The sequence below is a fragment of the Geodermatophilus sp. SYSU D01045 genome, assembly GCF_054050295.1.
Genome location: NZ_JBJGZB010000008.1, coordinates 61,405 through 87,535, shown reverse-complemented (window position 1 = coordinate 87,535; position 26,131 = coordinate 61,405). Strand labels below are relative to the sequence as shown.

Sequence of the window (26,131 nt, the reverse complement as noted above, 5' to 3'; positions counted from 1 at the left end):
CCAGACTCCGTGACCCGGACCACAGCAGCGCGGGAGAGGGCAGACATGGACAGGGGCATCGGCAGCTGGCCGACGCGGCGGGCGTTCCTCTCCGGGGACCGCACCGCCCTGGTGTTCGGGGACCGGCGGCTCACCTACACCGACTTCGACCGGCGCACCGACTCCCTCGCCCGCGCGCTGCGCGACCTCGGCGTCCGCCAGGGCGACCGGGTCGCCGGGCTGCTGCTCAACAGCCCCGCCTTCCTCGAGACGATGTTCGCCACCGCCAAGCTCGGCGCGGTCTTCGTGCCGATGAACCTGCGCCTGGCGCCGCCGGAGGTCGCCTACCTGCTCGCCGACTCCGGCGCCGACGTCTTCGTCTGGTCCGGGCCGCTGGCGCCGGTCGCCCGTGCCGCGCTGGGCGGCGAGGGCGTCCGCGTGCGCCACCGGGTCGTCGCCGACGGCGAAGCCGGCGACGGCGAGCTCCCCTTCGAGCCGCTGCTGGCGTCCGGCGAGCCGCGGGCGCTCGGCACCGACGTCGCCGGCAGTGACCTGTCCTGCCTGATGTACACCTCCGGCACGACCGGCCGCCCCAAGGGCGCGATGCTCACCCACGACAACCACTTCTGGAACGTCGTCAACGTCCTGTCGTTCGGCCGCGGGCTCAAGGAGAGCGACGTGACCGTGACGGTCGCGCCGATGTTCCACATCGGCGGGCTCGGCGTGCACACGCTGCCGCTGCTCTACCTGGGCGGCACCAACGTGGTCCTGCCGTCGTTCGACCCGTCGCAGACCCTCGAGGCGATGGCGCGGTCGCGGGCGACGGTGCAGTTCCTCGTCCCGGCCATGTGGGCCGCGCTGACCGCGGTCCCCGACTTCGACCGGCACGACCTGTCGGCGCTGGAGCTGGCCGTCACCGGCGGCGCGCCGTGCCCGCTGCCGGTCATCGAGTTCTTCCAGGGCAAGGGCCTGCCCTTCCAGGAGGGCTTCGGCATGACCGAGACCGCACCGGCGGTGTCGATCCTCGACGCCGACCACGTCAAGGAGAAGGCCGGGTCGATCGGCCGGGCGCTCATGCACGTGGAGGCGCGGATCGTCGACGAGGACGACCGGGACGTCGCCACCGACGTCGTCGGCGAGCTGGTGGTGCGGGGGCCCAACGTGTTCGCCGGCTACTGGGGCCTGCCCGAGGCGACGGCGGAGGCCTTCCGCAACGGCTGGTTCCACACCGGCGACCTGGGCCGGATGGACGCCGAGGGCTTCGTCACCCTCGTCGACCGCAAGAAGGACATGATCATCTCGGGCGGCGAGAACGTGTACCCGATCGAGGTCGAGCAGGTGCTCTACCGGCACCCGGCGGTGCGCGAGGTCGCCGTCGTCGGGGTGCCCGACCCGCGCTGGGGCGAGACGCCGGTCGCCGTCGTGGCGCTGGCCGAGGGCGCCGGGGCCGACGCGGACGCGCTGCTCGGCTACGCGCGCGAGCGGCTGGCCCACTTCAAGTGTCCGACCCGGGTGGAGTTCGTGCCCGAACTGCCGCGCAACGCGACCGGCAAGGTGCTCAAGACGACGCTGCGCAAGGAGTACGGCGGCGCCGAGGAGGCCGTGCAGCGGTGACGACGGCCGCGCCCGCCGCCGACCCGTGGACCACCCCCGAGCGGGTCGCGCTGCGGCGGCTGGCCCGCGACTTCGTCGCCCGCGAGGTCGCGCCGCACGTCGAGGAGTGGGAGACCGCCGGCGAGCTGCCGCGGGAGCTGCACCGCCGGGCGGCCGCCGCCGGGCTGCTCGGCGTCGCGTTCCCGGAGGAGGTCGGCGGCGGGGGCGGCGACGCGATCGACTCGGCGATCGTCACCGAGGAGCTGCTGCTCGGCGGCGGGTCGACCGGGGTGGCGGCGAGCCTGTTCACGCACGGGATCGCGCTGCCGCACGTCGTGGCCGACGGTTCCCCCGTGCTGGTCGACCGCTACGTCCGCCCGACGCTGGCCGGCGAGCTCATCGGCTCCCTCGGCGTCACCGAGCCCGACGCCGGCTCCGACGTCGCGTCGCTGCGGACCCGGGCGGTGCGCGACGGCGACGAGTATGTGGTCGACGGCGCCAAGACCTACATCACCAGCGGCGTGCGGGCCGACTTCGTCACCACCGCCGTCCGCACCGGCGGCCCGGGCCACGCCGGCATCTCGCTGCTGGTGGTCGACACGGGGACGCCGGGGTTCACCGTCGGCCGGCGGCTGGACAAGATGGGCTGGCGCTGCTCGGACACCGCGGAGCTGTCCTTCACCGGCGTCCGGGTGCCGGCGGCCAACCTGGTCGGCGCCGAGGGCAGCGGCTTCGTGCAGATCATGCGGCAGTTCCAGTCCGAGCGGCTGAGCCTGGCGGTGCAGGCGTACGCCACCGCCGCCCGCTGCCTGGACCTCGCGCTGGACTGGGTGCGGCAGCGGTCCACGTTCGGCCGGCCGCTGTCCTCCCGGCAGGTCATCCGGCACAAGCTGGCCGAGATGGCCCGGGAGGTGGACGTCGCGCGCACCTACACCCGCGCGGTGATGCAGCGCTGGCTCGCCGGCGAGGACGTCGTGACCGAGGTGTCGATGGCCAAGAACACCGCGGTGGCCGCCTGCGACTCCGTGGTCGACGCGGCGGTGCAGGTCTTCGGCGGGCTGGGCTACATGCGGGAGTCGGAGGTGGAGCGGCACTACCGCGACGCCCGCATCCTCGGCATCGGCGGCGGGACCACCGAGATCATGAACGAGGTCATCGCCAAGCGGCTGGGCCTGTAGGCCGCTCCCTCACCGCCGCAGCTCGTCCAGCAGGTCGAGCACCGCGCGGACGACGACCTCCGGGGCGTCCACGTGGACGTCGTGCCCGGTGTCGGCGACGACGAGCCGGCCGCGGGTGGACAGTGCGGCGAGCGAGCGCTGGGAGTCCTGCGCCGGCCGCTCGATCTCCGCGGCCTCCGCCGCGGACACCCCGGGCGCCACGGGCCCGGGCCGGCCGTGCGCGAGGACGACGAGCGGCAGGTCGCCGAGACCGCCCACGTCGGCCATCTCCCGGGCGGCCGCCTCCATGCCGGCGAACTCCGCAGCGGCGGTGCGCAGGCTGCCGCGGCGGGCCCCCAGCCGGCGCGCCCGCGCGCGGTACGGCTGCGGCAGCCGGTCCACGCTCCCCAGCGGCACGAACGGCAGCCGGGCCAGCAGCTGCGGCACACCCACGGCTGAGGCCACGGCGAGGGCACCGAGGGAGCGGGCCGCGAGGGCACCGAGGGAGCGGGCCGCGAGGGCGAGGCCGCGGCGGTGCGCCTCCGGGTAGCGGTCGGTCCACTCCTCCTCGTGCGTGGCGTCCACCAGCACCAGGCCCGCGACCGCCTCCGGGTGCGCGGCCGCGAACGCGCGCGCGACGAAGCCGCCGAAGGAGTGCGACCAGCACCACGGGGGTCGGGGTCCCCGCCGCCGCGAGGACGTCGGAGAGCTCCGCGGCCATCCGCCGGGGCGAGGTGAGCGGACCGCCGCGGCGCCGCGGGCTCTCCCCGTAGCCCGGCCGGTCGAACGCCAGGGCCCGGGTCGTCCCGGCCACCCGCGCGCGGACCGGCTCCCAGGTCACCGCCGGGCCGCCCGCGCCGCCGACGAACACGACCGCGGGCGTCCCGCTCCCGCCGTCGGCGCAGCTGACCGGCCCCGCCCCGGTCCGCAGCAGTCGCAGGGTGTCGTCGGCCGGGGACACCGGCGCGGGAGGGGCGTCGTCGTGCTCCGCCGTCACGGACGCGTGCTCCCCCACGGCCGGCCGCCGACGAGGACGCGCCCGGCGCCCGCCCCCCGGAGGGGACGGGCGCCGGGCGCGGGTCCGGCGGTTCAGCCGGCCAGCTGGGCGGCGAGCTCGCCCTCGAACGCCTCCTGGACGACCTCGGCGCCGCCGGGGACGTCGGCCGGCCGCAGGATGAGGCTCTGCGTGCTCGGCGAGACGCCGGTCTCGAACCCGTTGATCGGCACCAGCAGGCCGCCGGTGTCGACGTCCTCCAGCTCGCCGAACGCCGCGACGAGGCCCTCGCGGGTCAGGTCGCCGCTCTCGCAGGCGGCGTCGAGCACCTGGTTCATCACGTCGCCCATCGCGTAGCCGAAGATCGCGCCGAGGCTCGGCGTGACGTTCGGGTAGGCCGCCTCGTACTGCTCGAGCAGCTCGGGCTGGGCGTCCCACGCGGTGACCGGCGAGGCCACGTAGAGGTGGTCCTTGAGCCACTGCGCCGACGCGCCCTGCAGCAGGCCCGGCGCGAACACCGGGTTGCTGCCCAGGATCGGGACGTCGAGGCCCTGGGCCTGCGCCACCGCGGCCACCGAGGCGGTCTGCGTGGGCGCGACGGTGAGCACGATCGCGTCGACGCCGGCCGAGGCGAACTGGGTGACCTGGGCGGACATGTCCTGGTCGGTGGACTTGATCTGCGCCGGGATCACCTCCAGGCCGCGGGCCTCCGCGACGGCCTCGGTGCCGGCCAGGCCGTTCTCCCCGTACTCGCCCTCGAAGTAGATGTGCCCGACGGTGGCGCCGTCCTGCAGCAGCCCCTGGTCGAACAGGTACTGGTAGCCGTTGGCGATCTCGACGTCGTAGGTGGCGCCGAGGACGCCGGTGCCGGGGATCTCGGTGAGCGTGCGCGCCCAGGCCGACGGGAAGTTGACGATCTGGTCGCTCTCGTAGTCCCCGGCCAGCGCGGTGTTGATCGGCGACCCGATCGTCTGCTGCATCGCCAGCACGTTGGGCTCCATCGCGCTGTAGAGCTGCACGCCGGTCTGCGGCACGTAGCCGGTGTCCTGGACGTCGAGCTCGACGTCGTAGGTGTCGCAGACCTGGTTGTCCTCCCAGTACAGGGTGTTGCCGTTGGTGATGTCCTGGCCGAGCGCGGCGAAGACGCCGGTCAGGTCGGTGAGCACCCCGAGTCGGATGGTGGTGTCCTCCACGCCGACGTCGGTGGCGACGTCGCCGCCGCCCTCGCCTCCCCCACCGCCGCCGCTGTCCTCGGCCCGGGTGCTGCAGCCGCTGACGACGACGACGGTGACGGCGGCCAGGACGGTGGCCCCCCGCAGACGCACTGCTGCTCTCATCTGGCGCTCCCTTGCGCTGGTGGATCGGACGGTTCGGGGACGGTGCTGGACGCACCCGAGCCCGGTGTGGCGCTCGGGGATCCGCGGCCGGGTCTGCGTCCCCGGCGGCGGAAGCGGTGGGCGATCCCGACCAGGCCGCCGGGCTCGAAGAGGACGACGAGCACGATCGCCAGGCCGAACAGGTAGCGGGCGGCGGTGCCGGCGGCGATGCCGCCCTCGCCGGGCGCGCTGACGAGCGGCAGCACGTCGGCGAACTGCTGGAACACCAGCGGCAGGGCGGTGACGAACGCCGCGCCCAGCGCCGCGCCGCCCACCGAGCCGAGCCCACCCAGCACGATCATCGCCAGGTACAGCACCGAGACCGTCAGGCCGAAGGACTCCGGCGCGATGCTGCCGATCGACAGCGCGTACATCACCCCGGACAGCCCGGCGTACATGGAGCTGACCATGAACACCCGCGCCTTGTAGGCCTGCACGTTGACGCCCATGACCGAGGCGGCGACCTCGCTGTCGCGCAGCGTCTCCAGCGCCCGGCCGGGCCGGCTGCGCAACAGGTTGCGGGCGAAGACGTAGGCCGCCAGCGCCAGGACGATGCCGAGGTACCAGAGCCGCTCGGCCTCCCGGTAGGGCACGCCGAGGACGAACAGCGTGGGGTCGCTGTTGCCGAAGCTGAAGCCGAACAGCGAGAACTCCGGCACCGAGCGGCCGTTGAACCCGCCGGTGACCGGGGTCCAGGTGTTGAGCACGTGGACGCCGATGAACACCAGCCCGAGCGAGGCGACGCCGAGGTAGATGCCGCGCAGACGGGCCGCGATGGGGCTGAACAGCAGGCCGGCGAGGCCGGCGAGCAGCACGCCGAGCACCATGCCGACGATCGGCGGCAGCTCCAGCCCGCGCAGCGCCGCCCGGGTTCCCAGGCCGCCGGACTCGCCGGAGACGTAGGTGTAGGTGGTCGCGCCGACGGCGAGGAAGAAGGCGTGCGCCAGCGACAGCTGGCCGCTGGTGCCGACCAGCAGGTTCAGCCCGATCGCACCGACGATCGCGCCGGCGACGGCGAAGCCGGTGCGCAGCCAGAACTCCTCGACGTACAGCGGGAGCACCAGCAGCACGACGAGGGCCGCCACGAGCAGCACCGGCCGGAGCCACCGCTGCAGCGGCGAGCGGCCGGCCCCGGACGTGCCCGCGGCCGCGGTCCGCCGGGCCCCGGCGGGGGCGGAGAGGGTGTCAGACACGTGTCAGCTCCTTGGTCCCGAACAGGCCGGAGGGGCGGACGAGCAGCACGATGATCATCACGACGTAGGGCGCGACCTCGCCGAACCCACGGCCGAGGAAGGACAGCTCCTCCTGGTAACCGGCCACCAGCGCCTCGGTGATCCCGATGAGCAGCCCGCCGACCAGCGCGCCGCCGGTGGAGTCCAGGCCACCGAGGATCGCCGCGGGGAACGCGCGCAGCGCGACCGTGTAGGCCGCGGCGCTCACACCCGGCGTCGGGGCGCCCACGAGGAACAGCGCCGCCACCGCGGCGAGCACCCCGGCGACGATCCAGGCCAGCGCCGACACCCGGCCCTGCCGGATGCCCATGAGCGCGGCCGCCTCACCGTCCTCGGCCGAGGCACGCATCGCCACGCCCCAGCTGGAGTACTTGAAGGCGACGAAGAACGCGACGATGAGGATCCCGGCCACGCCCATGGCGATCAGCCGGTTCTCGCTGATGCCCACGCTGCCGATGCGGACCGAGTCGCCGCCCCACGGGTGCGGGACGTTGAGGATGTCCGGGCCGATCTGCCGGATGAGCTCGGTCAGGATGATGATGTCGACGCCGATGGTGACGATCGCCAGGCTGATCACCGGGGCCCCGCGGAGCTGGTTGATGACCAGCCGCTCGACGAGGAACGCCGCCAGCGCCGTGAACCCGACGCCGACGAGCACCGCGGGCAGGAAGCCGATCGGGCCCGACAGCCGGGCGATCGTGTAGGCGCCGAGCAGCAGCAGCGACCCGTGGGTGAAGCTGACCACCTCGCTGGCCTTGAAGATGATCACGAAGCCGAGCGCGATCAGCGCGTAGATGGCGCCCAGCGAGATGCCGTTGAGCAGCAGGGACAGGAACTGGGTCACGGCCGGCTCCCCGGGGCGTCGGTGGCGGTGGCGCCCTCGGTGGGCTGCGGGGCGGCGGTGTGCTGGGCGGCGGCCTCGGCGGGGCCGACCTCGGTGCCCGAGCCGAGGTAGGCGCGGATGACCTCGGGGTCGGACTGGACCTGCGCCGGGGTGCCGTCGGCGATGCGGCGGCCGAAGTCGAGGACGGTCACCCGGTCGGCCAGCGACATGACCATCCCCATGTCGTGCTCGACGAGGATGACCGAGATCCCCAGCGCCGAGCGGATCTCCCGGATGGCGTCGGCCATCCGGTCGGTCTCCTGCGCGTTCATCCCGGCGACCGGCTCGTCGAGCAGCAGCAGCCGCGGCTCGATGCACAGCGCCCGGGCCACCTCGACCCGCTTCTGGTCGCCGTAGGACAGCACGCCGACGGGGGTGTGCAGCTTGGCGCCGAGGTCGAGGAACTCGGCGATCTCGCGGATGCGCTCGCCGTGGACGCGCCCCTCCCGGGTGGCCCGCGGCAACCGCAGCCCGGAGGACAGGAAGCCCGCCTTCGTGAGGTGGTGGCGGCCGAGCATGAGGTTCTCGGCCACCGTCTGCGTGCCCGACAGCGCGATGTTCTGGAACGCGCGGGCCACGCCGACGCCGGCGATCTGGAACGGCCGCATCGCGTTGAGGCGGGCCTCGCCGAAGCGCACCTCCCCGGCGCTGGCCCGGTAGACACCGGAGAGGACGTTGAACAGCGTCGACTTCCCGGCGCCGTTGGGCCCGATCACGGCGTGGATGGAGCCCGGGACGACGGTGAACGAGACGTCGTTGAGCGCCTTGATCGCGCCGAAGGCGACGCTCACGCCGTCCACCTCGACCGGCGGGACGTCGTCCCGGGTGGTCGCCGCGGTCACGCCGTCCACCGCGAGAGGGTGCGGCGGGGCGCCCGCTCGACGCGCTCGGCGGCGGGCTCGGCCCCGCTGTGGCCGAGGTAGAGCCGCTGCACCTCGTCGGTGGCGGCGAGCTCGCGGGCGTCGCCGGACAGGGACACCTCGCCGACGTCGAGGACGTAGGCGCGGTCGGCGACGCCGAGGGCCATCGTCGCGTTCTGCTCGACCAGCAGCACCGACGTCCCCTGGCGGTTGATCTCGGCGATCACCTCGCCGATCTGGCCGATGACGCGGGGGGCCAGGCCCAGGGACGGCTCGTCGAGCAGCAGCAGCCGCGGGCTGGCCATGAGCGCGCGGCCGATGGCCAGCATCTGCTGCTCCCCGCCGGACAGCAGCCCGGCGCGCTGCCCGGCGCGGTCGCGCAGCACCGGGAACAGGTCGTGCACGCGGGTCACCGCCCGGGCCTTCGCGGCGCGGTCGCGGTTGCCCATCCCGCCGGCGCGCAGGTTCTCCTCGACGGTGAGCCGGCCGAAGATCCGCCGCCCCTCCGGGACCTGGACCACGCCCCGGCGCACGATCTGTCCCGGGTCGCGGCGGGTGAGGTCGGTGTCCTCGAAGCGCACCGTACCGCCGTCGACCCGGCCGCTGTGCAACCGCAGCGTCCCGGAGACGGTGCGCAGCAGCGTGGTCTTGCCCGCGCCGTTGCTCCCGAGCACGGCCACGACCGAGCCGTCGGGGACCTCCATCGACACGCCCCGGACGGCCTGGACGGCGCCGCCGTAGCTCACCTGCAGCCGGTCGACGGTCAGCACGGCGCCCCCCGCCCCCGGAGCACCCCCTGTGAGATGTGCCACATGCGGACGGACGATAGGGGGCACGTCAAGATCGCGGTTCCGGACCGGGAGGAACCGTGACCTGCCGGTGATACGACACCGCCCGGTCCGGCCGACCGGTGCGGGGCCGGGTGCGGTCAGGTCCCGGCGGCGTCGAGGACGCGGACGGTGCCGTCGCCGGAGTTGGTGACGAGCAACCGGCGCCCGTCCGGGGTGACCGTGACGCTCGTCGGGTCGGTCCCGGTGGGGATCCGCGCCGTGACGGCGCCGGTGGCGGTGTCGACCACCGCCACGGTGCCGTCCTCCACGTTGGCGGTGTAGAGGTGGCGCCCGTCCGGGGCCCAGGTGACGTCCTGCGGCCCGGCGCCCACGCCGGACACGGTGGCCACCACGGCGTCCGTCGCCGGGTCGAGGATCGTGACGTCGTCGCTGATGAAGCCGACCACCGCGATCCGCGTCCCGTCCGGCGAGGTCTCCAGGGCGTGCGGCCCGTCGCTGACGGGGATCGTCCCCAGGACCCGGCGGTCGTCGAGGGACAGGACGGTCACCACGTCGGAGAAGTGGTTGGTGACGTAGACGGCCCGGCGGTCGGGCGCGAAGGCGACCCAGTGCGGGGACGGCGCGACGTCGACCCGGTCCACCAGCGCCCCGGTGGCGGCGTCGAGGACGTCGAGGTGGTCCTCGTCGTAGTAGGGCACGTAGAGCAGCCGGCCGCCGGGGTCGGTCGCCATCGCGTACGGGCCGCGGCCCACCGGCACGGCGCCGACCACGGTGTCGGTGGCGGTGTCGATGGTGACGACGACGTCGGTGGCGAACTCCTCGTCGTAGGCGGAGACGAAGACGCGGGTCCCGTCCGGGGAGGTGGTGACCATCTGCGGCGGCGCCTGCGGCACCGGGATGGTCGCCGTCACCGCGGCCGTGCCGGGATCGAGGCGGAGGACGGCGCCCTGGACGGGGTCGGCGACGTAGGCGGAGCGGCCGTCGGGGGTGAGCGCCAGGTGGTGCGGCGACGAGCCGACCGGGACCGCGGGGCCGACCCCCGGGGTGGCGGCGCTGGCGGCCGAAGGGGGTGCGGGGCCCGACGACGGGGTGGGGCTCGACGTCGTGTCGGCGTCCTCGCCGTGCGCGTGCCCCCCGGCGCCGGCCGGGGTCGCGCCCGCGTCCGCCTGCTGCTCGAGGGTCTCTGCGCCGCCGGGCCAGAGGAGCACGCCGACCACCACCGCCGCCGCGAGGAGCGCCAGGCCGAGGCCCAGCGCGACCCCGCGCCGGCGGGCCCGCCGCAGGCGGTGTCTCCCGTGCACGACCGCGTGGTCCTGCCCCATGACGGATCACCCCCGTCCACCGTCCGGGTGTGCGTGTCGCAGGGGATGCATCGTCGGGGCGCCCGCGGACCGGGACAAGGGGGGCGGACGCGCCGGCCCGCCGAGACGCGGGAGGGGCGGCCCCGGAGACCCGGGACCGCCCCTCGTCAGGTGCCGGGCGTCAGTCGTTCGTGCAGGTGAGGTACTCGAAGCCCTCCTGCGCGACCTCGAACGGCTTGAACGTCGGGTCACCGAAGCGCGGGTCGTGCTCGACGACGTAGTACTTCGTGCTGCCGCCGGCCGCGGCGAAGATCGACGGGAAGTCGATGGTGCCGCGACCCACGATCTCGATCCGGCGGTCCGTCCCCCGCAGGTCCTTGACGTGGAACAGCTGGATCCGGTTGCCGTACTCCTCGATCACCTCGACCGGGTCGAGGCCCGCGTAGGAGACCCAGTACAGGTCGAGCTGGGAGACGACGTTCTTCGCCTGGGTGTGCTGCATCAGGATGTCGAAGGCGGTGCGGTCGCCGAAGACCCGCGTGAACTCGAAGTCGTGGTTGTGGATCATCAGCGTCTGCCCGGCCTTGCGCGCCTGCTCGCCGACGGCGTCCAGGTACTCGGCGTAGGCGACCCAGTCGGCCTCGGTCGGCAGCGGCTGCGTCCACGGGGCGCCGGCGCTGCTGCCGGAGCCGAAGTACTTGATCCCGAGGACGCGGTTGTCCTCGAGGATCTGCGCGATGTCGGCCGGCTTCGTGTGCGTGCCGACGTCGACGTGCCGGGCCGACGCCTTGAGGCCGTACCGGTCGAGCAGGGCCCGATACTCCTCGGCGGACCAGCCGCTGAGGGTGTACGGCTCGACGTTGCGGTAGCCCATGTCGGCCAGCCGGCTCAGGACCTCCTCGTGGCGCTGCTGCTCGTCGCCAGAGCTGATGTAGTCCGCGAAGGTGTAGAGCTGGATCGAGATCTTGTTCAGCGGCACCCGGGCGCAGTCGGCGCCGGTGTGGCCGGCGGTGGAGGGGGCGGCGTTCGCGGGGCCGACGAGGCCCACGAACAGGAGTGCGGACAGGGCGGCCAACAGGACGGCTCGCGTCAGGTAACGCAGGTCTCTCACGGGGTCGATCGGTCCTCTCGGGAGTGACGGCGCACGTCCCACCCCGGAGCACCCAGGTGGAGCCGGTGATCCGCGGTGATCTGTGCCGTGCGCCACAACCTAGCGAGACTTGCGCTCTCGGCAAAGCGCAAGTGCGCGCAGTAGTGAGCGCAACGGGCGACACGCCGTAGCGCGCCCATCACCGCAGGTCAAGGGGACGGTCGTACGGACTTCCCCGTCTCGTTAGTCACCGTTTGGTCACGGATTGTCGACTTATTTACTCCCGCTACCTAACGTCTTGCCGGGCTGCCAGAGAGTGATCGCCGGTGGTTCCCCACCGGCGGTCGGCGGTCCTCGTCCGACATGGGAGACGGTCCTTGAAGAAGAGAGCTCTTCCCCTGGTCGTGGGCGCCGCGCTGGTCGCGGTGGCGATGCCCACGACCGCGAACGCGGCACCCCCGCAGGATGACCCCGGCGCGGTCCAGGACCGCGCGCACGACCTGCCCAACCCCCTCGGTGACAAGCAGCGCGAGCTGCGCCAGGAGGCCCTCGAGCAGGTCGTCTCCGGCGAGGCGACGCCGACCGGCGACAACAAGGTCGTCGAGGTCGCCCGAGGCCAGTACGTCGAGCTGGCCCAGGAGGACAGCGACGCCATCTGGACCGTCCTGGGCGAGTTCGGCGACCTGCCGCACAACGAGATCCCGGAGCCCGACCGGTCGGTGGACAACACCACGATCTGGGCCGAGGACTTCTCGCAGCCCTACTTCGACCGGCTGCTCTACAGCTCCGCGGACGGCGTCAACTCGGTCGCGAACTTCTACGAGGAGCTGTCCTCGGGCCGCTACACCGTCACCGGTGAGGTCGAGGACTGGGTGACCGTCACCCAGCACGAGGCGGCCTACTACGGCGAGGGCGACGACGGCCGGCGCCCGTGGGAGTTCGTCAACGACACCGTCAACACCTGGTACGCGAAGCAGCTGGCGTCGGGCAGGACGGCCGAGCAGATCGACCAGTACCTCGCGCAGTTCGACGTCTGGGACCGCTACGACCACGACGGTGACGGCGACTTCGACGAGGCCGACGGCTATATCGACCACTTCCAGGCCGTGCACTCCGGCATGGGCGAGGAGGTCGGCGGCGGCGCCCTCGGCGAGGACGCCATCTGGTCGCACCGCTGGTACAACCAGACCACCCGCATCGGCGCCGGCGGCCCGACCGTCGACGGCGCGGTGAACCCGCTCGGCGGCACCCGGGTCGGCCAGTCGAAGTACTGGATCGGTGACTACACCGTCGAGCCCGAGAACGGCGGCGTCGGCGTCTTCGCCCACGAGTTCGGCCACGACCTCGGCCTGCCGGACCTCTACGACACCTCCGGCAACAGCGGCGGCGCCGAGAACAGCACCGCCTTCTGGACGCTGATGTCCTCCGGCTCCTACGGCAACAGCGGCCGGCCGGCCGACGGCATCGGCACCAAGCCGATCCACATGGGCGCCTGGGAGAAGCTGCAGCTCGGCTGGCTGGACTACGAGGTGGTGGCGCCGGGCGCCCACGCCAGCGTCCGTCTCGGCCCCGCCAGCACCAACACCCGGCAGGCACAGGCGGTCATCGCCGTCCTCCCCGACCGCGAGGTCACCACGGACATCGGCGACCCGTACGAGGGCGAGGACTTCTGGTACTCGGGCCAGGGTGACGACCTCGACCACTCGATGCTGACCCCGCTGCCCGCCGGCGCGACCACGCTGACCGCCAAGGTCCGGTACGACATCGAGCAGGACTGGGACTACGCCTACGTCGTCTACTCGACCGACGGCGGCAAGACCTTCACCCCGCTGGCGACGAACCTGTCGACGACGACGGACCCCAACGGCCAGAACTTCGGCCACGGCATCACCGGCAGCACCGACGGCGAGTGGGTCGACCTGACCGCCTCGCTGGCCGGCGTCCCGGCGGGTGCGCAGGTGGGCTTCCGGTACTGGACCGACGGCGCCGCCACCGAGCCCGGCCTGCAGGTGGACGCCGTGCAGATCGGCGGCGCCCCGGCGACGGCCTGGACCCTGAACGGGTTCACCACCAGCACCGGGACGGCGACGGAGGAGTTCTTCAACGCCTACATCGCCGAGAACCGCGTCTACCGCGGCTACGACGCCGGCCTGCAGACCGGCCCGTACAACTTCGGCGACCCGTCGCGTCCGGACTGGGCCGAGCGGCTGCCGTACCAGGACGGCCTGCTGATCAGCTACTGGAACGCCCAGTACACCGACAACAGCGTCGGCGCCCACCCGGGTGCCGGTCTGGTCCTGCCGGTCGACGCCCACCCGGGCCTGCTCTACGAGCCGACGGACGACGAGCCCGACAACGGGGCCGACCGCGAGTCCTTCCGGCCGCGCATCCAGTCCTACGACTCCACCTTCGGGCTGCAGCCGACGGACCGGATCACCCTGCACGACCCGGACACCGGCGTGGCCGGCACCTACGGCGGGCTGCCCGCCGTGCCGACCTTCGACGACACGCAGGACTGGTACGTGGCGCCGGGTGAGCAGACCGACGCCAACGGCTGGACCGGCGTCGACGTGCCGGACACGGGCACCCGGATCACCGTGGTCAGCACCAGCGCGCACGACGGCTTCATGCAGGTGCACGTGAACTGACCCGACCGACGCAGACGGCCCCCCGGCATCAGCCGGGGGGCCGTTCTGCGTCCAGGGGCAGCGGGGCCGGCGCCCCACGGGGCTCAGCGGGGCCGGCGCCCCACGGTGGTGAGCCGCACGGTCTCCGGCAGCGCGCGGAGCGCGGCGAGCAGGTCCGCCGGCAGCTCGGCGCCCACGTCGGTGACCGCGTACCCGAGCTCGCCCCGGGTGGCGAGGACCTGGCCGTCGACGTTGAGGCCGTGCTCGCCGACCAGCGCGTCGACGCGGGCGAGCACGCCGGGCACGTTGCGGTGCAGCAGCGCGAACCGGGCCACCGACGACCCGTGCAGGGCCACGGTCGGCAGGTTGACGCTCAGCGTCGTCGTCCCGGTGGTGGTGTAGTCGACCAGCTTGCCCGCGACGAACCGGCCGATGTCGTGCTGCGCCTCCTGCGTCGACCCGCCGACGTGCGGGGTGAGGATGACGTTGGGCAGGCCGCGCAGCACCGAGTCGAACGGGTCGCCCTGCTCGCGCGGCTCCTCGGGAAACACGTCGACGGCGGCCCCGGCGACGTGGCCGGACAGGACGTGCTCGCGCAGCGCCTCGTGGTCGACGACGAACCCGCGCGAGAGGTTGAGGAACAGGCTGCGCCGGCGCATCCGGGCGAACTGCTCGGCGCCGAACAGCCCGGCGTTCCCGGCCCGCCCGTCGACGTGCAGCGTCACCGTCTCCGCCCGCTCGAGCAGCTCCTCGAGGGTGTCGCAGCGCTCCGCGTTGCCCAGCGCCAGCTTGTCCTCGAGGTCGTAGAACAGCACCCGCATGCCCAGCGCCTCGGCGAGCACCGACAGCTGGCTGCCGATGTTGCCGTAGCCGACGATCCCGAGCGTGCGCCCGCGGATCTCGTGGCTGCCGGCGGCCGACTTGTCCCAGCTGCCGGCGTGCAGCGCGCGGTCCCGGTCGACCAGCCGCCGCGCCAGGATGATGATCTCCGCGATCGCCATCTCCACCACGCTGCGGGTGTTGGAGTAGGGCGCGTTGAACACCGCGACGCCCGCGGCGGCCGCCGCGGCGAGGTCGATCTGGTTGGTGCCGATGCAGAAGGCGCCGACCGCCGCGAGGCCCGGCCGGGCGCGCACGACCTCGGCGGTCACCTGCGTCTTCGACCGGATCCCGAGCAGGTCAACACCCTCCAGCGCGTCGACCAGGTCGGCCTCGTCCAGCGCTCCCCGGAGGGACTCGACCCGGTAGCCGGCCTCCCCGAGGATGTCGGCCGCCACCGGGTCGATGTTCTCCAGCAGCAGGGCTCTGGGCACTCGGGGGACCTCCTCGACCGCGGGACCGCCGGCCGGACCCCGTCGGGACGAGTATCCCGTCGCGGCGGGGGCGGTCCGGTCAGCGGGGGTCCGGCCCCCGGCGGGCGGCGCCGAGGTGGCGCGCCCCGGCCTCCCCGAGGAGGGCGGCGTCGACGGCGACCGTGACGATCGTGGCGCCCTCGGCGGCGAACCCGGCCGCCTCCTCGCCGCTGTAGGCGTGCACGCCCACGGGCACCCCGGCGGCGACCGCGCGGGCGACGATCGAGGACAGCACGCCGCGCAGCTCCGCGCGGTGCTCCTCCCCCGTCAGCCCGAGCGAGAGGGACAGGTCGCCGGGGCCGACGTACACGCCGTCCAGCCCCTCGACGGCGAGCACGGCGTCGAGGTCCTCCAGCGCGGTCGCGGCCTCCACCATCACCACCACCAGCGGCTCGTCGGCACCCCCGGACAGCCGCCCGATCGAGCGGGTCCCGGCCGGCGCGTACCGGGTGGCGGCCACCACCTCGCGGGCGTGCGCGGCGTCGCGGACGTTGGGCACGACGACGCCGCGGGCGCCGAGGTCGAGCGGGCGGCCGACGTCGGCGAAGGCGGGGCTGCGGGTCCGGACCAGCGGCACCGCGCCGGCCGCGGTGATCGCCGCCGCGGTCCCCGGCAGGTCGGCCTCGGCGGTGGCGCCGTGCTGCAGGTCGACGACGACGTAGTCCGCGCCGGTGCGCGCCAGCACCTCCCCGGTGACCGCACCGGGCAGCAGGCTCCACAGCCCGTGCGCGGGCTCCCCCGCCGCCCAGCGGCGCCGCAGGTCCGCCGCGCTCGCCACCATGCCGCCCCGTTCCCCGCCGCCCCGTTCCCCGTCGCCCCGTTCCCCGTCGCCCCGTCGTCCACCCGCCCGCCGTGCGCCGTCGTCCCGGCGCGGGCACCCGCCAGGCCGGCGCGCCACGGGCCGGGGCCCTCCGTCGCGGCCTGGCGGGGCAGATCCAGTTTCGGTAAGCCCGGCCCGGCCCGCGACCCGACGAGAACGGAACCGTCCGCGGAGGGTGAGCCCGGACCCCGGACGCGCCCGGCAGCATCCCCGTGCCGGCCGGAGGAGGTGGGTCGTGGAGTCGACGCGTGCCCGACGGTGGGAGGCCCGCGGCGCGCTGGCGCTGGCCGCCGCCGCCCTGCTCGTACTGCTGGAGTCCGCCAACGGCCGCGGTCTGTGGCTGATGGCGCTGGTGGTGGTGACCGCCGTCGCCGTCGTCGCCGGGGTCTTCTGGTTCCTGCGCCACGGCCGGATCAAGCGCTGGTTCGCCCTCGCCCTGGTCGTGGTGGCCCCGCTCGCGCTCGTCGTGGTCTTCCTGGCCGAAGACCTGGTGCTGGCCGCCGTCCTGGCCGCGCTGCTCTGGGCCGCTGCGCTGGGCACCGCGCGGGCCGCGCTGCGGCCGGACCCGTCGGCGTGGGCGCTGCCGGTCACCGAGGTACCCCCGCCCCGGCACCCCTTCCTCGTGATGAACCCGCGGTCCGGCGGCGGCAAGGTCGGCCGGTTCGCGCTGCGGGAGAAGGCGGAGGAGCTCGGTGCGGAGGTGGCGCTGCTGGACCGGCCGGGGACCGACGTGCAGCAGCTCGCCCGCGACGCGCTCTCCCGCGGCGCGGACCTGCTGGGCGTGGCCGGTGGCGACGGCACGCAGGCGCTGGTGGCCGACGTCGCCGCCGAGCACGACGTCCCGTTCCTCGTCATCAGCGCCGGCACCCGCAACCACTTCGCGCTCGACCTCGGCCTGGACCGGGAGGACCCGTCCCGCTGCCTCGACGCGCTGCGCGACGGGGTGGAGGCGCGGATCGACCTGGGCGCGGTCAACGGGCGGCCGTTCGTCAACAACGCGTCCTTCGGCGCCTACGCCGAGATCGTCGAGGACCCCGGGTACCGGGAGGACAAGGCCGGGACCACCCTCGCGGCGCTGCCCGACCTGCTCAGCCGGCGGCGCGGCGCCCGCCTGCGGGCCGAGGCCGGGTCGCTGGTGGTCGACGGGCCGCAGGCGGTGCTGGTGAGCAACGGCTCCTACGACGAGTCCGACCTCGCCGGGATCGGCCGGCGGTCCCGGCTCGACCGCGGCGTGCTCGGCGTGATCGCGATCCGGGTCGACAGCGCGCGGCAGGCCGTCGAGCTGCTGCGCGGCGCCCACCAGCGGGGCATCCGGACGACGGAGGCGCGCGAGGTGCTCGTGACCGCCGACGTGCCCGAGGTCCCCGTCGGGATCGACGGCGAGACGGTGCGGCTGGCCACGCCGGTGCGGTGCACCGTCCGCCCCGGGGTGCTGCGGGTCCGGCTGCCGCGGGACCGCCCGGGCGTGCGGGCGCCGCGGGCCCGCGTGCAGTGGACGTCCCTGTGGTCCCTGGCCCTGGGCCGGCCGCCCCGGGTCGAGCCGGCCGCGCCCCCGGTCCCGCCGGCCCCCGTCGGCGCGGACCAGGCCGCTCAGGCGCCTGGCACGGACGGCTGAGCTCCGCTGCCCCGGCCCGCGTCCGGCGGGGCGTCCCGCGGGCCGGGGACGCCGGGCGGCGGAGCGGCGGGCGGCCCGGCGGCGTCCGGCCAGGCGGCGCCGGTCTCCCGCCGGAAGGCCTCGACCGCGGCCCCGATCGTGGGGAAGAAGTCCTGCGCGCCGATCTCGCCGGCGAGGCCGTAGCGCTCGATCTTGCGGCGGACCGGGTCCTTGAGCTCGGCGAAGACCAGGCTCTGCCCGCGGGCGGCGAGCGTCCGGTCCAGCTCGAACAGCACGTCGGCGGCGGTGGTGTCGACGTCGGTGACCGGCTCGGCCGCGACGACGATCCACCGCGGCGCGGGCTCGGTGCGGGCGAGGGCGGTGACCTCGTCCCGGAAGGTCTTGGCGTTGGCGAAGAACAGCGGCGCGTCGAACCGGTAGATGACCAGCCCGGGCAGCCGGCCGGCCGCCGGGTAGGAGTGCACGTCGTGGTAGCCGGGCAGGCCGTCGACCCGGCCCAGCTCGGTCTCGTACGGGTGCCAGGCCCGCCGGAACACGTTGAGGATGGACAGCCCGACGGCGAGCGCGATGCCCGGCAGCACCCCGAGCAGCGCGACGCCCGCGAAGGCGACCAGTGACAGGGTGAACTCGACGCGGCGCTGCCGCCACAGCCGGACGGTGCCCGGCAGGTCGGCCAACGACAGGGACGCCGTGATGACGACCGCCGCCAGCGCCGCCTGCGGCAGGTCGCGGAAGAGGCCGGGCAGGAACACGATCATCAGGAGCACCAGCGCGGCGCCGGTGACCCCGGTCAGCTGGGTGCGGGCGCCGGCCCGCTCGGCGACCGCGGTGCGGGAGGCGCTGGTGCTCACGGGGAAGCCCTGGAACAGCCCGGCGGCGAGGTTCGCCGTCCCGATGCCCACCATCTCTTGGCCGCCGTGCACCTCCTGGCCCGTGCGCGCGGCGAACGACGACGCCGTCGAGATCGTGTCGGCCAGGGACACCAGCGCGATCGCCAGGGCCCCGGCGACGATCACCCCGAGGTCGGACCAGCCGACCGAGGGGATCGTCAGCGGCGGGAAGCCCTGCGGCAGCTCCCCCACCAGGTCCGCCCCGCGCTCCCCCAGGTCGAAGGCCGCGCTGACGGCGATGGCCAGCACGACCATGACGAGCACCGCCGGCACCTTCGGCCACCACCGCTGGAGTGCGAGGACCAGCGCGACCCCGCCCAGCCCGACCGCCGCCGCGGCGGGCACCGCCTCGCCCTGCGCCACGCCCTCCACGAAGCCTGCCGCCTCGCCGACGACGCCGTCGGCGTCGACGGAGAACCCGAGCAGCTTGGGCAGCTGGCCGACCAGGATGGTCAGCGCCAGCCCGTTCATGTAGCCGATCATGGTCGGCTTGGAGAGCAGGTCGGCGACGAAGCCCAGGCCGGTCCAGCCGGCCACGACCATGACGACCCCGACCACGAGCGCGAGCACCGACGCCAGCGCCACCGCCCGCCCCGGGTCCCCGCCCGCGACCACCAGCGGCAGGATGGTCGCCGCGATCATCGGCCCGAGCGAGGAGTCGGGGCCGAGGACCAGGATGCGGGACGGGCCGAACACGGCGTACGCCAGCAGGCAGGTGATCGTCGTGTACAGCCCGGTGATCGCCGGCAGCCCCGCCAGCTCGGCGTAGGCCATGCCCTGCGGCACGAGCAGCGTGGCCAGCACCACGCCGGCGACGACGTCGCGGGGCAGCCACGCGCGGCGGTACCCGCGCAGGGCCAGGAGACCGGGCGGGACGGCCCTCCGGGTCCCCCGGGACCGGCGCGGGCCGCCCGGGTCAGCCGGCCGTCCGCCGGACGCGGTAGCGCTCACGGAGCCGCTTCTCCACCAGGATCGGGACGAACGCCTGCACCCGCGCGCCGGCGAACGCCGCGAACGCGGCCACCGCCCGCGCCCGGACCTCCCCGGGGTCCGCGCCGTACTCCTCCGCCAGCCGGGCCACGAGCGGACCGAGGAACGCGTCCGCGCCGGGGACGGCGCCGTCGTCCGCCGAGAGCGGCTCGGCGACCACGCTCATCTCGCTCCTCCTCGCCCCGGGGACGGACGGGCCGGGACCGTGCCACGGTCCCGGCCCGCGGTGGTCCCGGGCCTCACCCGCCGAGGACGATGCCCGGCGCCCCGCCCGCCCCGGCGTCCAGCCGGCGCACCAGCGCACCCGCGAGGACGCCGAGCGCGTTGGTGGCCCAGTGCGCGCCGGCCGAGGCGACGACGCTGCCGCTGCGCCGGCGCAGCTCGCCGAACACCAGGCCGCCCGCGGTGGTCACCACGACGGTGCCCCCGACCACGGCGGCGGGGAAGCCGCGGACGCCCTCCCCGGCGGCCAGCACGGTCGGGACGTGCCACAGGCCGAACAGCACCGCGGTGGTGACCAGCACCTGCCAGGGCCGGCAGTGCCGGGCCAGCACCGCCCACAGCACCGAGCGGAACGCCAGCTCCTCGAGCACCACCGTGCCGAGCGGGATGCTGAGCAGCACCTTCGACAGCACGCCGGCGGGCGGGAGGTCGTAGCGGTCGTCCAGGAAGACCGGCCGGGTCGGCGGCAGCGCGACACCCACGGCGTAGACGGCGACGACGACGCCCACCGCCCCCAGCGCCCACCGGCAGCCCGCCCCCAGCCGGTCGCGGCCCAGGCCCAGCTCGGACCAGCCGAACCCGGACAGGCGCGCCCCCGCGAGGAGGGCGGCGCCGGCGAGACCGCGCACCCACCACGGCGGGCGCACGAGCGGGCCGGCCACGGCGAGGACGGCGATCGCCGCGACGACGGTCCCGCTGCGCAGCCGGGCGCGGGTGGAGGAGGTCACGGAGCCGCGCCGGCCGTGTCAGTACCGGCCGAGCAGCGGGCGCAGCCGCGCGGTGTCGGCGTCGGTCCACCCCGGTGGCTGCGCCACCGCGGCCCAGGCGTCGGCGTAGTCGGCCGTGTACCGGTGGCCGTGCCCGTCCGGGGCTCCGGTGGAGAACGCCATGTCGGCGGTGACCTGCCAGAAGGTGACGAAGGGCAGCCACGTCATGGCCTCCGACACGTCCGGCGCCCGCGGCCCCTCGAGCCAGCTCGGCCGGGTCAGCAGCAGCTCCGGGGACCACCAGACGATGGGGTCCGAGGCGTTCTGCAGGTAGACGACCCGGGAGTCCCCCCACGGGGCGGGCGGCGCGGCGAGGTCGGCGGCCTCGTCGGCGAACCGCGCGGTCCGCCCGCCGTCGAGCACCGGGAGCCACTCCGGCGACCCCTCGTCCCGGTCGGCGACCAGGTCCCGCCACAGCGCGTTGAAGTTCGGCGGCCCGGCCCAGACCACGCCGCTGGCCCGGTTCTGGATGTCGGCCAGGCCGCTGAACGCGGCCTCCCCGCCGAAGCTGCCGAGGCTCTCGCCGAGCACCAGCAGGTCCGGCCGCTCGCCCACCGGCAGCCGGGACCACACGCCGTACACCGCGTCGAACAGCGCCCGCCCGGCGTCCCGCGCCTTGGCCTGGTCGACGAGGAAGGAGATCCAGCTGGGCAGGTAGGAGTACTGCATGGACACCATCGCGGTGTCCCCGTTGAACTCGTGCTCCAGCGCGGCGCCGGCCGCGGGGTCGACCCAGCCGGTCCCGGTCGTGGTGACCACGGCGAGCACCGCCCGGTCGAAGCCGCCGGCCCGCACGAGGTCCCGGACGGCGAGGTCCGCGCGCTCCTCGACGTCCTCGGCCGACTCCAGCCCGGCGTAGACCCGCACCGGCGGGAGCGCCGGCCGCCCCGAGAAGGCGGCGAGGTCCCACGGCGTCGGGCCGGTCCCCACGAAGATGCGCCCCTGCCGGCCGAGCTCCTCCCACCGCAGCAGCGAGCCCGGACCGCCGGACCGCTCGGCGCCGGTGGGGCGGACGGCGCCCTCCCCCGTCTCGTCGTCCTGCACGCTGAACGCGGAGTTCGCTGCCTCGATCAGCCCCTGGAACAGCACGCCGTTGACCAGGACCACCAGGAGCGTCCCGACCGCCACGACGCCGAGCGGCCGGGCGAGGCGCCGCGGGAGGACGCGGCCCAGCAGCCGGACGAGCCCGCGGCCCAGCCACCGGACGCCCCGGCCCAGGGCGACCAGGACCACGAACAGCAGCACCGCCACGACGACGATGCCGGCGGAGGAGTACCCGCGCGGCGGGTCGAGCCCCATGAGCAGGTGGACCTCGCGCTGCCAGCGCGCGCCGAGCCACAGCGAGACCACGACCAGCGCCGTGCCGGCCACGGCGAGCACCTGCCAGGCGCGACGCCGGAAGCGCGCGGACATCCGGCGGTCGGTCGCCTCGGCGACGAACCAGGCCAGCGCGGTCCCCAGCCCGTACCCGATCGCCGCGGTGATGCCCGCGACCAGGCCCTGGATCAGCCAGCCGCGCGGCAGCAGCGACGGCGTCAGGGACAGGCAGCCGAGCAGCACCGCCCCGGCCAGCCCGCTCCACCGGTACCGCGGCAACCACCGCCGCCACCGGCGGACGGGCCGGCGCGGGGGCCCCGCCTCCGTCGCCGCGCGCGGCGCGGGGACGGGAGGGGCCGCCGAGGCGTCCCGGACAGCCGGTTCGGTCGTCATGTCGGGCTCCGCGCGCACGTGGGGGCGTCGACGCTAGGGGTGTCCCGGGCGGCCGGGATCGCACCGGGCGGACGATGTGCGGCCGGGCGGGCGGCCCCCACGCTGCGGCGCATGCGAGCCGGACTCGAGGCGCACCTGGGCTCCCGGCAGGTCGGACGGGTCGTCTACGGCTCGATCATCGGCCTGGCGCTGGTGGTCGCGGTCGAGCAGCACCCGCCGGCCCCCGGGGTCGTGGCCGTGTGGCTGCTGGGGACGGCCGTGGCCGTGGGGCTGGCCGAGGTCTACAGCGGCATCGTGGGCACGGAGACCAGCGCGCGCCGGCGGGTCACGCGTCCCGAGGTCGTGCACATGGCCGAGGACGCCGGGGCGGTCGGGTTCGGCGTGGTGTTCCCCGCCGTCTTCTTCCTGCTCGCCGCGCTCGGCGTGCTCACGACCGGCACCGCGTTCACCGTCGCCAAGTGGTCGGGGGTGGGCCTGATCGGGTTCTACGGCTACTGGGCCGCCCGCTTCGCCGGCTCGCCACCCGGCTCCGCGGCGTTCCGGGGTGCGCTCGTGGCCCTCGTCGGCGCCGGGCTGATCGTGCTCAAGTCGCTCGTGCACTGACCTGCCCCCGCACCGACCTGCCCCTGCACCGGACCGCCCGGGCGGCACGCGACGGGGCCCGGCCGCACGCGGCTGCGGCCGGGCCCCGTCCCGGAGAGCACTCAGCCCGTCGTCGCGGGGGCGGGGTGCTCGGTGTCGGCGAAGACCTCGCGCAGCTTGGCCTCCTGCTCGTTGCTGAGGTTGCTCTCGACCAGGGTCATGTCCTGGCCCGCGAACGCCTCGCGGACCCGGTCCACGACGGCGTCCGAGGAGAGGACGAACAGCGCCGAGGTCCCCGGCCGGATCTCCTCGCGCATCCGGCGGATGAAGGCGTCGTCGATGCCGACGTCGGTCATGCTGCCGGTGAGCGCACCCATCGCCGCGCCGACCGCCATGCCGAGCAGCGGGACGAGGAAGATTAGGCCGAACAGCATCCCCCAGAACGCGCCCCCCAGGGCACCGGCCCCGGCGAGGTTGTTCAGCTGACGGGTCCGCGGCTTCCGCGCGCCCGCCGGGTAGCTGACGATCGCGGCGTCGTGGATCCTGATCAGCTCCCGGCGCTGCAGGTCCGCGAGCGTGGCCTGGGCGCGGTCCGCGCCGTCGGCGGTGGGGAACGTCCAGACGGTCATGGTGGCCATGTACTTCCTCCCTCGGGGATGGGTGGACCGGACCGGCGGCCCGGGGTCAGGAGTCGAGGATCCGGCTCTTCTGGAGCTGGAACTCGGCCTCGTCGAGGACGCCGGAGTCCCTCAGCCGGCCCAGCTCGCGCAGCTGGGCCAGCTTGGTGTCGGTGTCGGTGCGCGGCGGGGGCACCGGCGCGGCCGGCGGCGGCGCGGCGGCGTACGCCGGCGGCGGGGCGGCGTACGCCTGCGGCGCGGCCATCGCGTCCTGCTGGGCCCACCGGTGGGCCTGGCGCCGCCGGACGCGGTCGGACACGGCGGTGGCCGTGCCCGCGACGACGGCCGTGCGCGCGACGCCGCGGAGCAGTCCTGGCATGTCGGCTCCTGTCCTCTCGATCCGTCCTTCTCGTCCCGTGCCCCCGTGCCGGGTGCCCGGTCCGGTCAGCTGCTGCCGGCCGGGCGCAGGAAGCCGACGACCACCAGCGCCAGGCCGAGGAACAGCACCTGGATGCCGAACAGCACGCACAGCACCAGGACGGTGGCCTCCGGCCAGGCGAGGGCCAGCACGCCGACGACGACGTCGACGACACCGAGCGCGGCCAGCCAGCCCCGTCCCTCGACCCGGTCCCGCCCGACGGCGGCCAGGGCGATCCGGCCGGCGCCGTGGACCAGCAGCGACAGTGCGGTGACCAGCACCAGCGTCCAGAGCGTCACACCGGGCCAGACCATGGCCAGGACGCCGCCGACGACGAGGACGCCGCCGAGCAGCACCGCCGCACCGCGGGAGCGCCCGGAGTCCCACCCGACGGCGATCTCCAGCAGCCCGCCGACGACGAAGGAGATGCCGATCAGGACCGCGAGACTGCGCGCGGCGGCGACCGGGTTGGCCAGCAGCACGATCCCGAGGACCACGACGGCCAGGCCGAGCAGTCCGACCACCACGCGCGCACCGCTGCGCCGTGGCGGGACGGTCACGGAGGGACGGGACAGGTGGGTGGTCATCGCGGTTTCCTCCCGGCTGCGTTCCGGCGCCGAGGGTCGCCGTCCGGGGGCAGGACGTCCTCATCCCCGCCGGATGAGGCCACCGCGGTGCCCGCCCCGTCACCGTCGCACCATGAGGACAGGCGCAGCCGGACGCCGGACGCCCGGGAGCACGGCCACGACCCGCGACGCACGCCGTGGAGGCGGCGGCGGCACCGTGATCGACGGGAGCGGGGTGCTGACCGGGACGACCGTCACCGTCGAGGACCGGCCCCCGCACGGGGCCGGCCGGCCGGCGCGGCCCACGCCGCAGCAGCGGCGGGCCGCGGGGAAGGCGCTGCGCGCCACCGCCCCGCTCGACGCGCTCGCCCAGTCCCCGCGGGCCACGCGCACCCGCGACCCGCTCACCCTGCTCGAGGAGCAGGCCGACGGCCGGGTGCCCGAGCTGGTGCCGATCCGCTGGGGGCGGATGCTGCAGTCCCCCTTCGCCTACTACCGCGGCGCCGCCCGCGTCATGGCCGCCGACCAGGCCGGCGCGTCCCGCTCGGGCCTCACCGTGCAGATGTGCGGGGACGCGCACGCGGCCAACTTCGGGCTGTTCGGCTCCCCCGAGCGGCGGCTGCTGTTCGACACCAACGACTTCGACGAGACCCTCCCCGGCCCCTTCGAGCACGACGTCCGGCGGCTGGTCGCCAGCCTGGAGCTCGCCGGCCGGGAGAACGGCCTGTCGCACAAGCAGCGGCGGGCCGTCACCGTCGCCGCGGCCGCGCGCTACCGGACGGCGATGGCGGAGTTCGCGGGGCAGCGGGACATCGAGGTCTGGTACGCCGGCCTCGACGCCGAGGCGCTGCAGCGCGACCTGCCCCCCCTGCTCGGACCGGGCGCCCGCAAGCGGCTGACCCGTGCGCTGGAGCGGGCGCGGACCCGCGACAGCCTCCAGGCGTTCGGCAAGCTCACCGAGGTGGTCGGCGGCCGGCTGCGGATCAAGGCCGAGCCGCCGCTGCTGATGCCGCTGCGCGACCTGGTGCCCGGGGCGGAGGGCCCGGACCCGGCCGGCGCGTTCCACGGCCTGATCCGTCAGTACCGCGCCTCGCTCCAGGTCGACCGCCGCACCCTGCTGGAGCGGTACGCGTTCGTCGACATGGCCCGCAAGGTCGTCGGGGTGGGCAGCGTGGGCACCCGCTGCTGGGTGGTCCTGCTCGTCGGGCGCGACGACGACGACCCGCTGCTGCTGCAGGTCAAGGAGGCCGGCCCCTCGGTGCACGCGGAGTTCGTCGGGCCCAGCCGCTACACCCACCAGGGCGAGCGGGTGGTGGCCGGCCAGCGCCTCATGCAGCAGGCGAGCGACGTCTTCCTCGGCTGGGAGCAGACCGCCGGCGTCGACGGCGTGGAGCGGGACTTCTACCTCCGGCAGCTGCGGGACTGGAAGGGGTCGATCGAGCTCGCCGACCTGCGCCCCGAGGGGCTGCAGGTCCTCGGCACGGTGTGCGCCTGGTGCCTGGCCCGGGCGCACGCCCGCACCGGCGACCGCATCGCGATCGCCGGCTACCTGGGTTCCTCTCCGGCGTTCGAGCACGCGCTCGCCGACTACGCGGAGGCGTGCGCCGACGTCACCGAGGGCGACCACCGCCAGCTGGCCGAGGCGGCCGCGGCCGGCCGGGTGCAGGTGCAGCGCGACGTCTGAGCCGGCTCACCCGAC

At 75.0% G+C, this 26,131-nt stretch carries 23 protein-coding genes and 1 pseudogene; 6 read left to right on the top strand and 18 right to left on the bottom strand.

Annotated features, from left to right (window positions below; translation table 11 throughout):
- Nucleotides 1-45: 45 nt before the first annotated feature.
- Complete coding sequence (locus ACI798_RS08580) at nucleotides 46-1,593, top strand: acyl-CoA synthetase (protein WP_456939289.1); 1,548 nt, start codon at nucleotides 46-48, stop codon at nucleotides 1,591-1,593.
- Nucleotides 1,590-2,750, top strand: coding sequence for an acyl-CoA dehydrogenase family protein (locus tag ACI798_RS08575; protein WP_457047696.1), 1,161 nt, complete (start codon nucleotides 1,590-1,592; stop codon nucleotides 2,748-2,750). Before ACI798_RS08580 ends, ACI798_RS08575 begins: the two co-directional genes overlap by 4 nt.
- Nucleotides 2,751-2,759: 9 nt before the next feature.
- On the opposite strand, the gene ACI798_RS08570 is transcribed toward ACI798_RS08575, so the two are convergent.
- From ACI798_RS08570 to ACI798_RS08530, 9 genes and pseudogenes are all read right to left on the bottom strand, one after another.
- Nucleotides 2,760-3,314: a hypothetical protein gene (locus ACI798_RS08570; protein WP_457047695.1), complete on the bottom strand. Its 555-nt coding sequence runs from the start codon at nucleotides 3,312-3,314 to the stop codon at nucleotides 2,760-2,762.
- Nucleotides 3,315-3,401: pseudogene (locus tag ACI798_RS08565) on the bottom strand (alpha/beta fold hydrolase); the annotation flags it as partial.
- A gap of 417 nt (nucleotides 3,402-3,818) precedes the next feature.
- Nucleotides 3,819-5,048 (bottom strand): ABC transporter substrate-binding protein, encoded by a 1,230-nt coding sequence (locus ACI798_RS08560; protein ID WP_456939292.1) that lies wholly within the window; start codon nucleotides 5,046-5,048, stop codon nucleotides 3,819-3,821.
- 8 nt (nucleotides 5,049-5,056) lie between these two features.
- Nucleotides 5,057-6,292 (bottom strand): branched-chain amino acid ABC transporter permease, encoded by a 1,236-nt coding sequence (locus ACI798_RS08555; RefSeq protein WP_456939293.1) that lies wholly within the window; start codon nucleotides 6,290-6,292, stop codon nucleotides 5,057-5,059.
- Nucleotides 6,285-7,175 (bottom strand): branched-chain amino acid ABC transporter permease, encoded by an 891-nt coding sequence (locus tag ACI798_RS08550; protein ID WP_456939294.1) that lies wholly within the window; start codon nucleotides 7,173-7,175, stop codon nucleotides 6,285-6,287. Before ACI798_RS08550 ends, ACI798_RS08555 begins: the two co-directional genes overlap by 8 nt.
- Entirely contained in the window at nucleotides 7,172-8,065 is an 894-nt protein-coding gene (locus ACI798_RS08545) for an ABC transporter ATP-binding protein (protein ID WP_456939295.1), read from the bottom strand. Before ACI798_RS08545 ends, ACI798_RS08550 begins: the two co-directional genes overlap by 4 nt.
- Nucleotides 8,053-8,844 (bottom strand): ABC transporter ATP-binding protein, encoded by a 792-nt coding sequence (locus ACI798_RS08540; RefSeq protein ID WP_456939296.1) that lies wholly within the window; start codon nucleotides 8,842-8,844, stop codon nucleotides 8,053-8,055. Before ACI798_RS08540 ends, ACI798_RS08545 begins: the two co-directional genes overlap by 13 nt.
- 158 nt (nucleotides 8,845-9,002) lie before the next feature.
- Complete coding sequence (locus tag ACI798_RS08535) at nucleotides 9,003-10,187, bottom strand: YVTN family beta-propeller repeat protein (RefSeq protein WP_457047694.1); 1,185 nt, start codon at nucleotides 10,185-10,187, stop codon at nucleotides 9,003-9,005.
- A 160-nt stretch (nucleotides 10,188-10,347) separates the two neighbouring features.
- Nucleotides 10,348-11,277 carry a sugar phosphate isomerase/epimerase family protein gene (locus ACI798_RS08530; RefSeq protein WP_457047693.1) on the bottom strand — a complete coding sequence of 310 codons (930 nt, stop codon included), beginning with the start codon at nucleotides 11,275-11,277 and terminating at the stop codon, nucleotides 10,348-10,350.
- A gap of 356 nt (nucleotides 11,278-11,633) precedes the next feature.
- Between ACI798_RS08530 and ACI798_RS08525 the strand changes: the two genes are divergently transcribed.
- A complete protein-coding gene (locus tag ACI798_RS08525; protein ID WP_457047692.1) occupies nucleotides 11,634-13,904 on the top strand; it encodes an immune inhibitor A domain-containing protein in 2,271 nt (756 codons plus the stop codon).
- A gap of 83 nt (nucleotides 13,905-13,987) precedes the next feature.
- Here the strand turns inward: ACI798_RS08525 and serA are convergent, their stop codons facing one another.
- Together serA and ACI798_RS08515 are read right to left on the bottom strand one after the other, a co-directional pair.
- Complete coding sequence (serA, locus tag ACI798_RS08520) at nucleotides 13,988-15,196, bottom strand: phosphoglycerate dehydrogenase (protein WP_457047691.1); 1,209 nt, start codon at nucleotides 15,194-15,196, stop codon at nucleotides 13,988-13,990.
- Nucleotides 15,197-15,275: 79 nt separating this feature from the next.
- Entirely contained in the window at nucleotides 15,276-16,016 is a 741-nt protein-coding gene (locus ACI798_RS08515) for an HpcH/HpaI aldolase family protein (RefSeq protein ID WP_457047690.1), read from the bottom strand.
- A gap of 274 nt (nucleotides 16,017-16,290) precedes the next feature.
- Between ACI798_RS08515 and ACI798_RS08510 the strand changes: the two genes are divergently transcribed.
- Nucleotides 16,291-17,670: a diacylglycerol/lipid kinase family protein gene (locus ACI798_RS08510; protein WP_457047689.1), complete on the top strand. Its 1,380-nt coding sequence runs from the start codon at nucleotides 16,291-16,293 to the stop codon at nucleotides 17,668-17,670.
- On the opposite strand, the gene ACI798_RS08505 is transcribed toward ACI798_RS08510, so the two are convergent.
- The 4 genes from ACI798_RS08505 to ACI798_RS08490 all read right to left on the bottom strand — a co-directional run bounded on the left by ACI798_RS08505 (nucleotide 17,646) and on the right by ACI798_RS08490 (nucleotide 22,249).
- Complete coding sequence (locus ACI798_RS08505) at nucleotides 17,646-19,511, bottom strand: SulP family inorganic anion transporter (RefSeq protein ID WP_457047688.1); 1,866 nt, start codon at nucleotides 19,509-19,511, stop codon at nucleotides 17,646-17,648. The two genes, ACI798_RS08510 and ACI798_RS08505, sit on opposite strands and share 25 nt — an antisense overlap.
- Nucleotides 19,477-19,716, bottom strand: a complete 240-nt coding sequence (locus ACI798_RS08500; RefSeq protein ID WP_456939304.1) for a three-helix bundle dimerization domain-containing protein — start codon at nucleotides 19,714-19,716, stop codon at nucleotides 19,477-19,479. Before ACI798_RS08500 ends, ACI798_RS08505 begins: the two co-directional genes overlap by 35 nt.
- Before the next feature lie 73 nt (nucleotides 19,717-19,789).
- A complete protein-coding gene (locus tag ACI798_RS08495) occupies nucleotides 19,790-20,500 on the bottom strand; it encodes a CPBP family intramembrane glutamic endopeptidase (RefSeq protein WP_457047687.1) in 711 nt (236 codons plus the stop codon).
- A gap of 18 nt (nucleotides 20,501-20,518) precedes the next feature.
- Nucleotides 20,519-22,249 (bottom strand): alpha/beta hydrolase, encoded by a 1,731-nt coding sequence (locus tag ACI798_RS08490; protein WP_457047686.1) that lies wholly within the window; start codon nucleotides 22,247-22,249, stop codon nucleotides 20,519-20,521.
- A gap of 111 nt (nucleotides 22,250-22,360) precedes the next feature.
- Between ACI798_RS08490 and ACI798_RS08485 the strand changes: the two genes are divergently transcribed.
- Nucleotides 22,361-22,852 (top strand): hypothetical protein, encoded by a 492-nt coding sequence (locus ACI798_RS08485; RefSeq protein WP_456939307.1) that lies wholly within the window; start codon nucleotides 22,361-22,363, stop codon nucleotides 22,850-22,852.
- 101 nt (nucleotides 22,853-22,953) lie between these two features.
- Here the strand turns inward: ACI798_RS08485 and ACI798_RS08480 are convergent, their stop codons facing one another.
- The 3 genes from ACI798_RS08480 to ACI798_RS08470 form a co-directional block, all read right to left on the bottom strand.
- Nucleotides 22,954-23,469 (bottom strand): DUF1269 domain-containing protein, encoded by a 516-nt coding sequence (locus ACI798_RS08480; protein ID WP_456939308.1) that lies wholly within the window; start codon nucleotides 23,467-23,469, stop codon nucleotides 22,954-22,956.
- A 46-nt stretch (nucleotides 23,470-23,515) separates the two neighbouring features.
- Nucleotides 23,516-23,827: an SHOCT domain-containing protein gene (locus ACI798_RS08475; RefSeq protein ID WP_456939309.1), complete on the bottom strand. Its 312-nt coding sequence runs from the start codon at nucleotides 23,825-23,827 to the stop codon at nucleotides 23,516-23,518.
- Between the two features lie 65 nt (nucleotides 23,828-23,892).
- A complete protein-coding gene (locus tag ACI798_RS08470) occupies nucleotides 23,893-24,453 on the bottom strand; it encodes an HdeD family acid-resistance protein (RefSeq protein WP_457047685.1) in 561 nt (186 codons plus the stop codon).
- Between the two features lie 196 nt (nucleotides 24,454-24,649).
- Between ACI798_RS08470 and ACI798_RS08465 the strand changes: the two genes are divergently transcribed.
- Nucleotides 24,650-26,116 (top strand): DUF2252 domain-containing protein, encoded by a 1,467-nt coding sequence (locus tag ACI798_RS08465; RefSeq protein WP_456939311.1) that lies wholly within the window; start codon nucleotides 24,650-24,652, stop codon nucleotides 26,114-26,116.
- Nucleotides 26,117-26,131 lie beyond the last annotated feature (15 nt).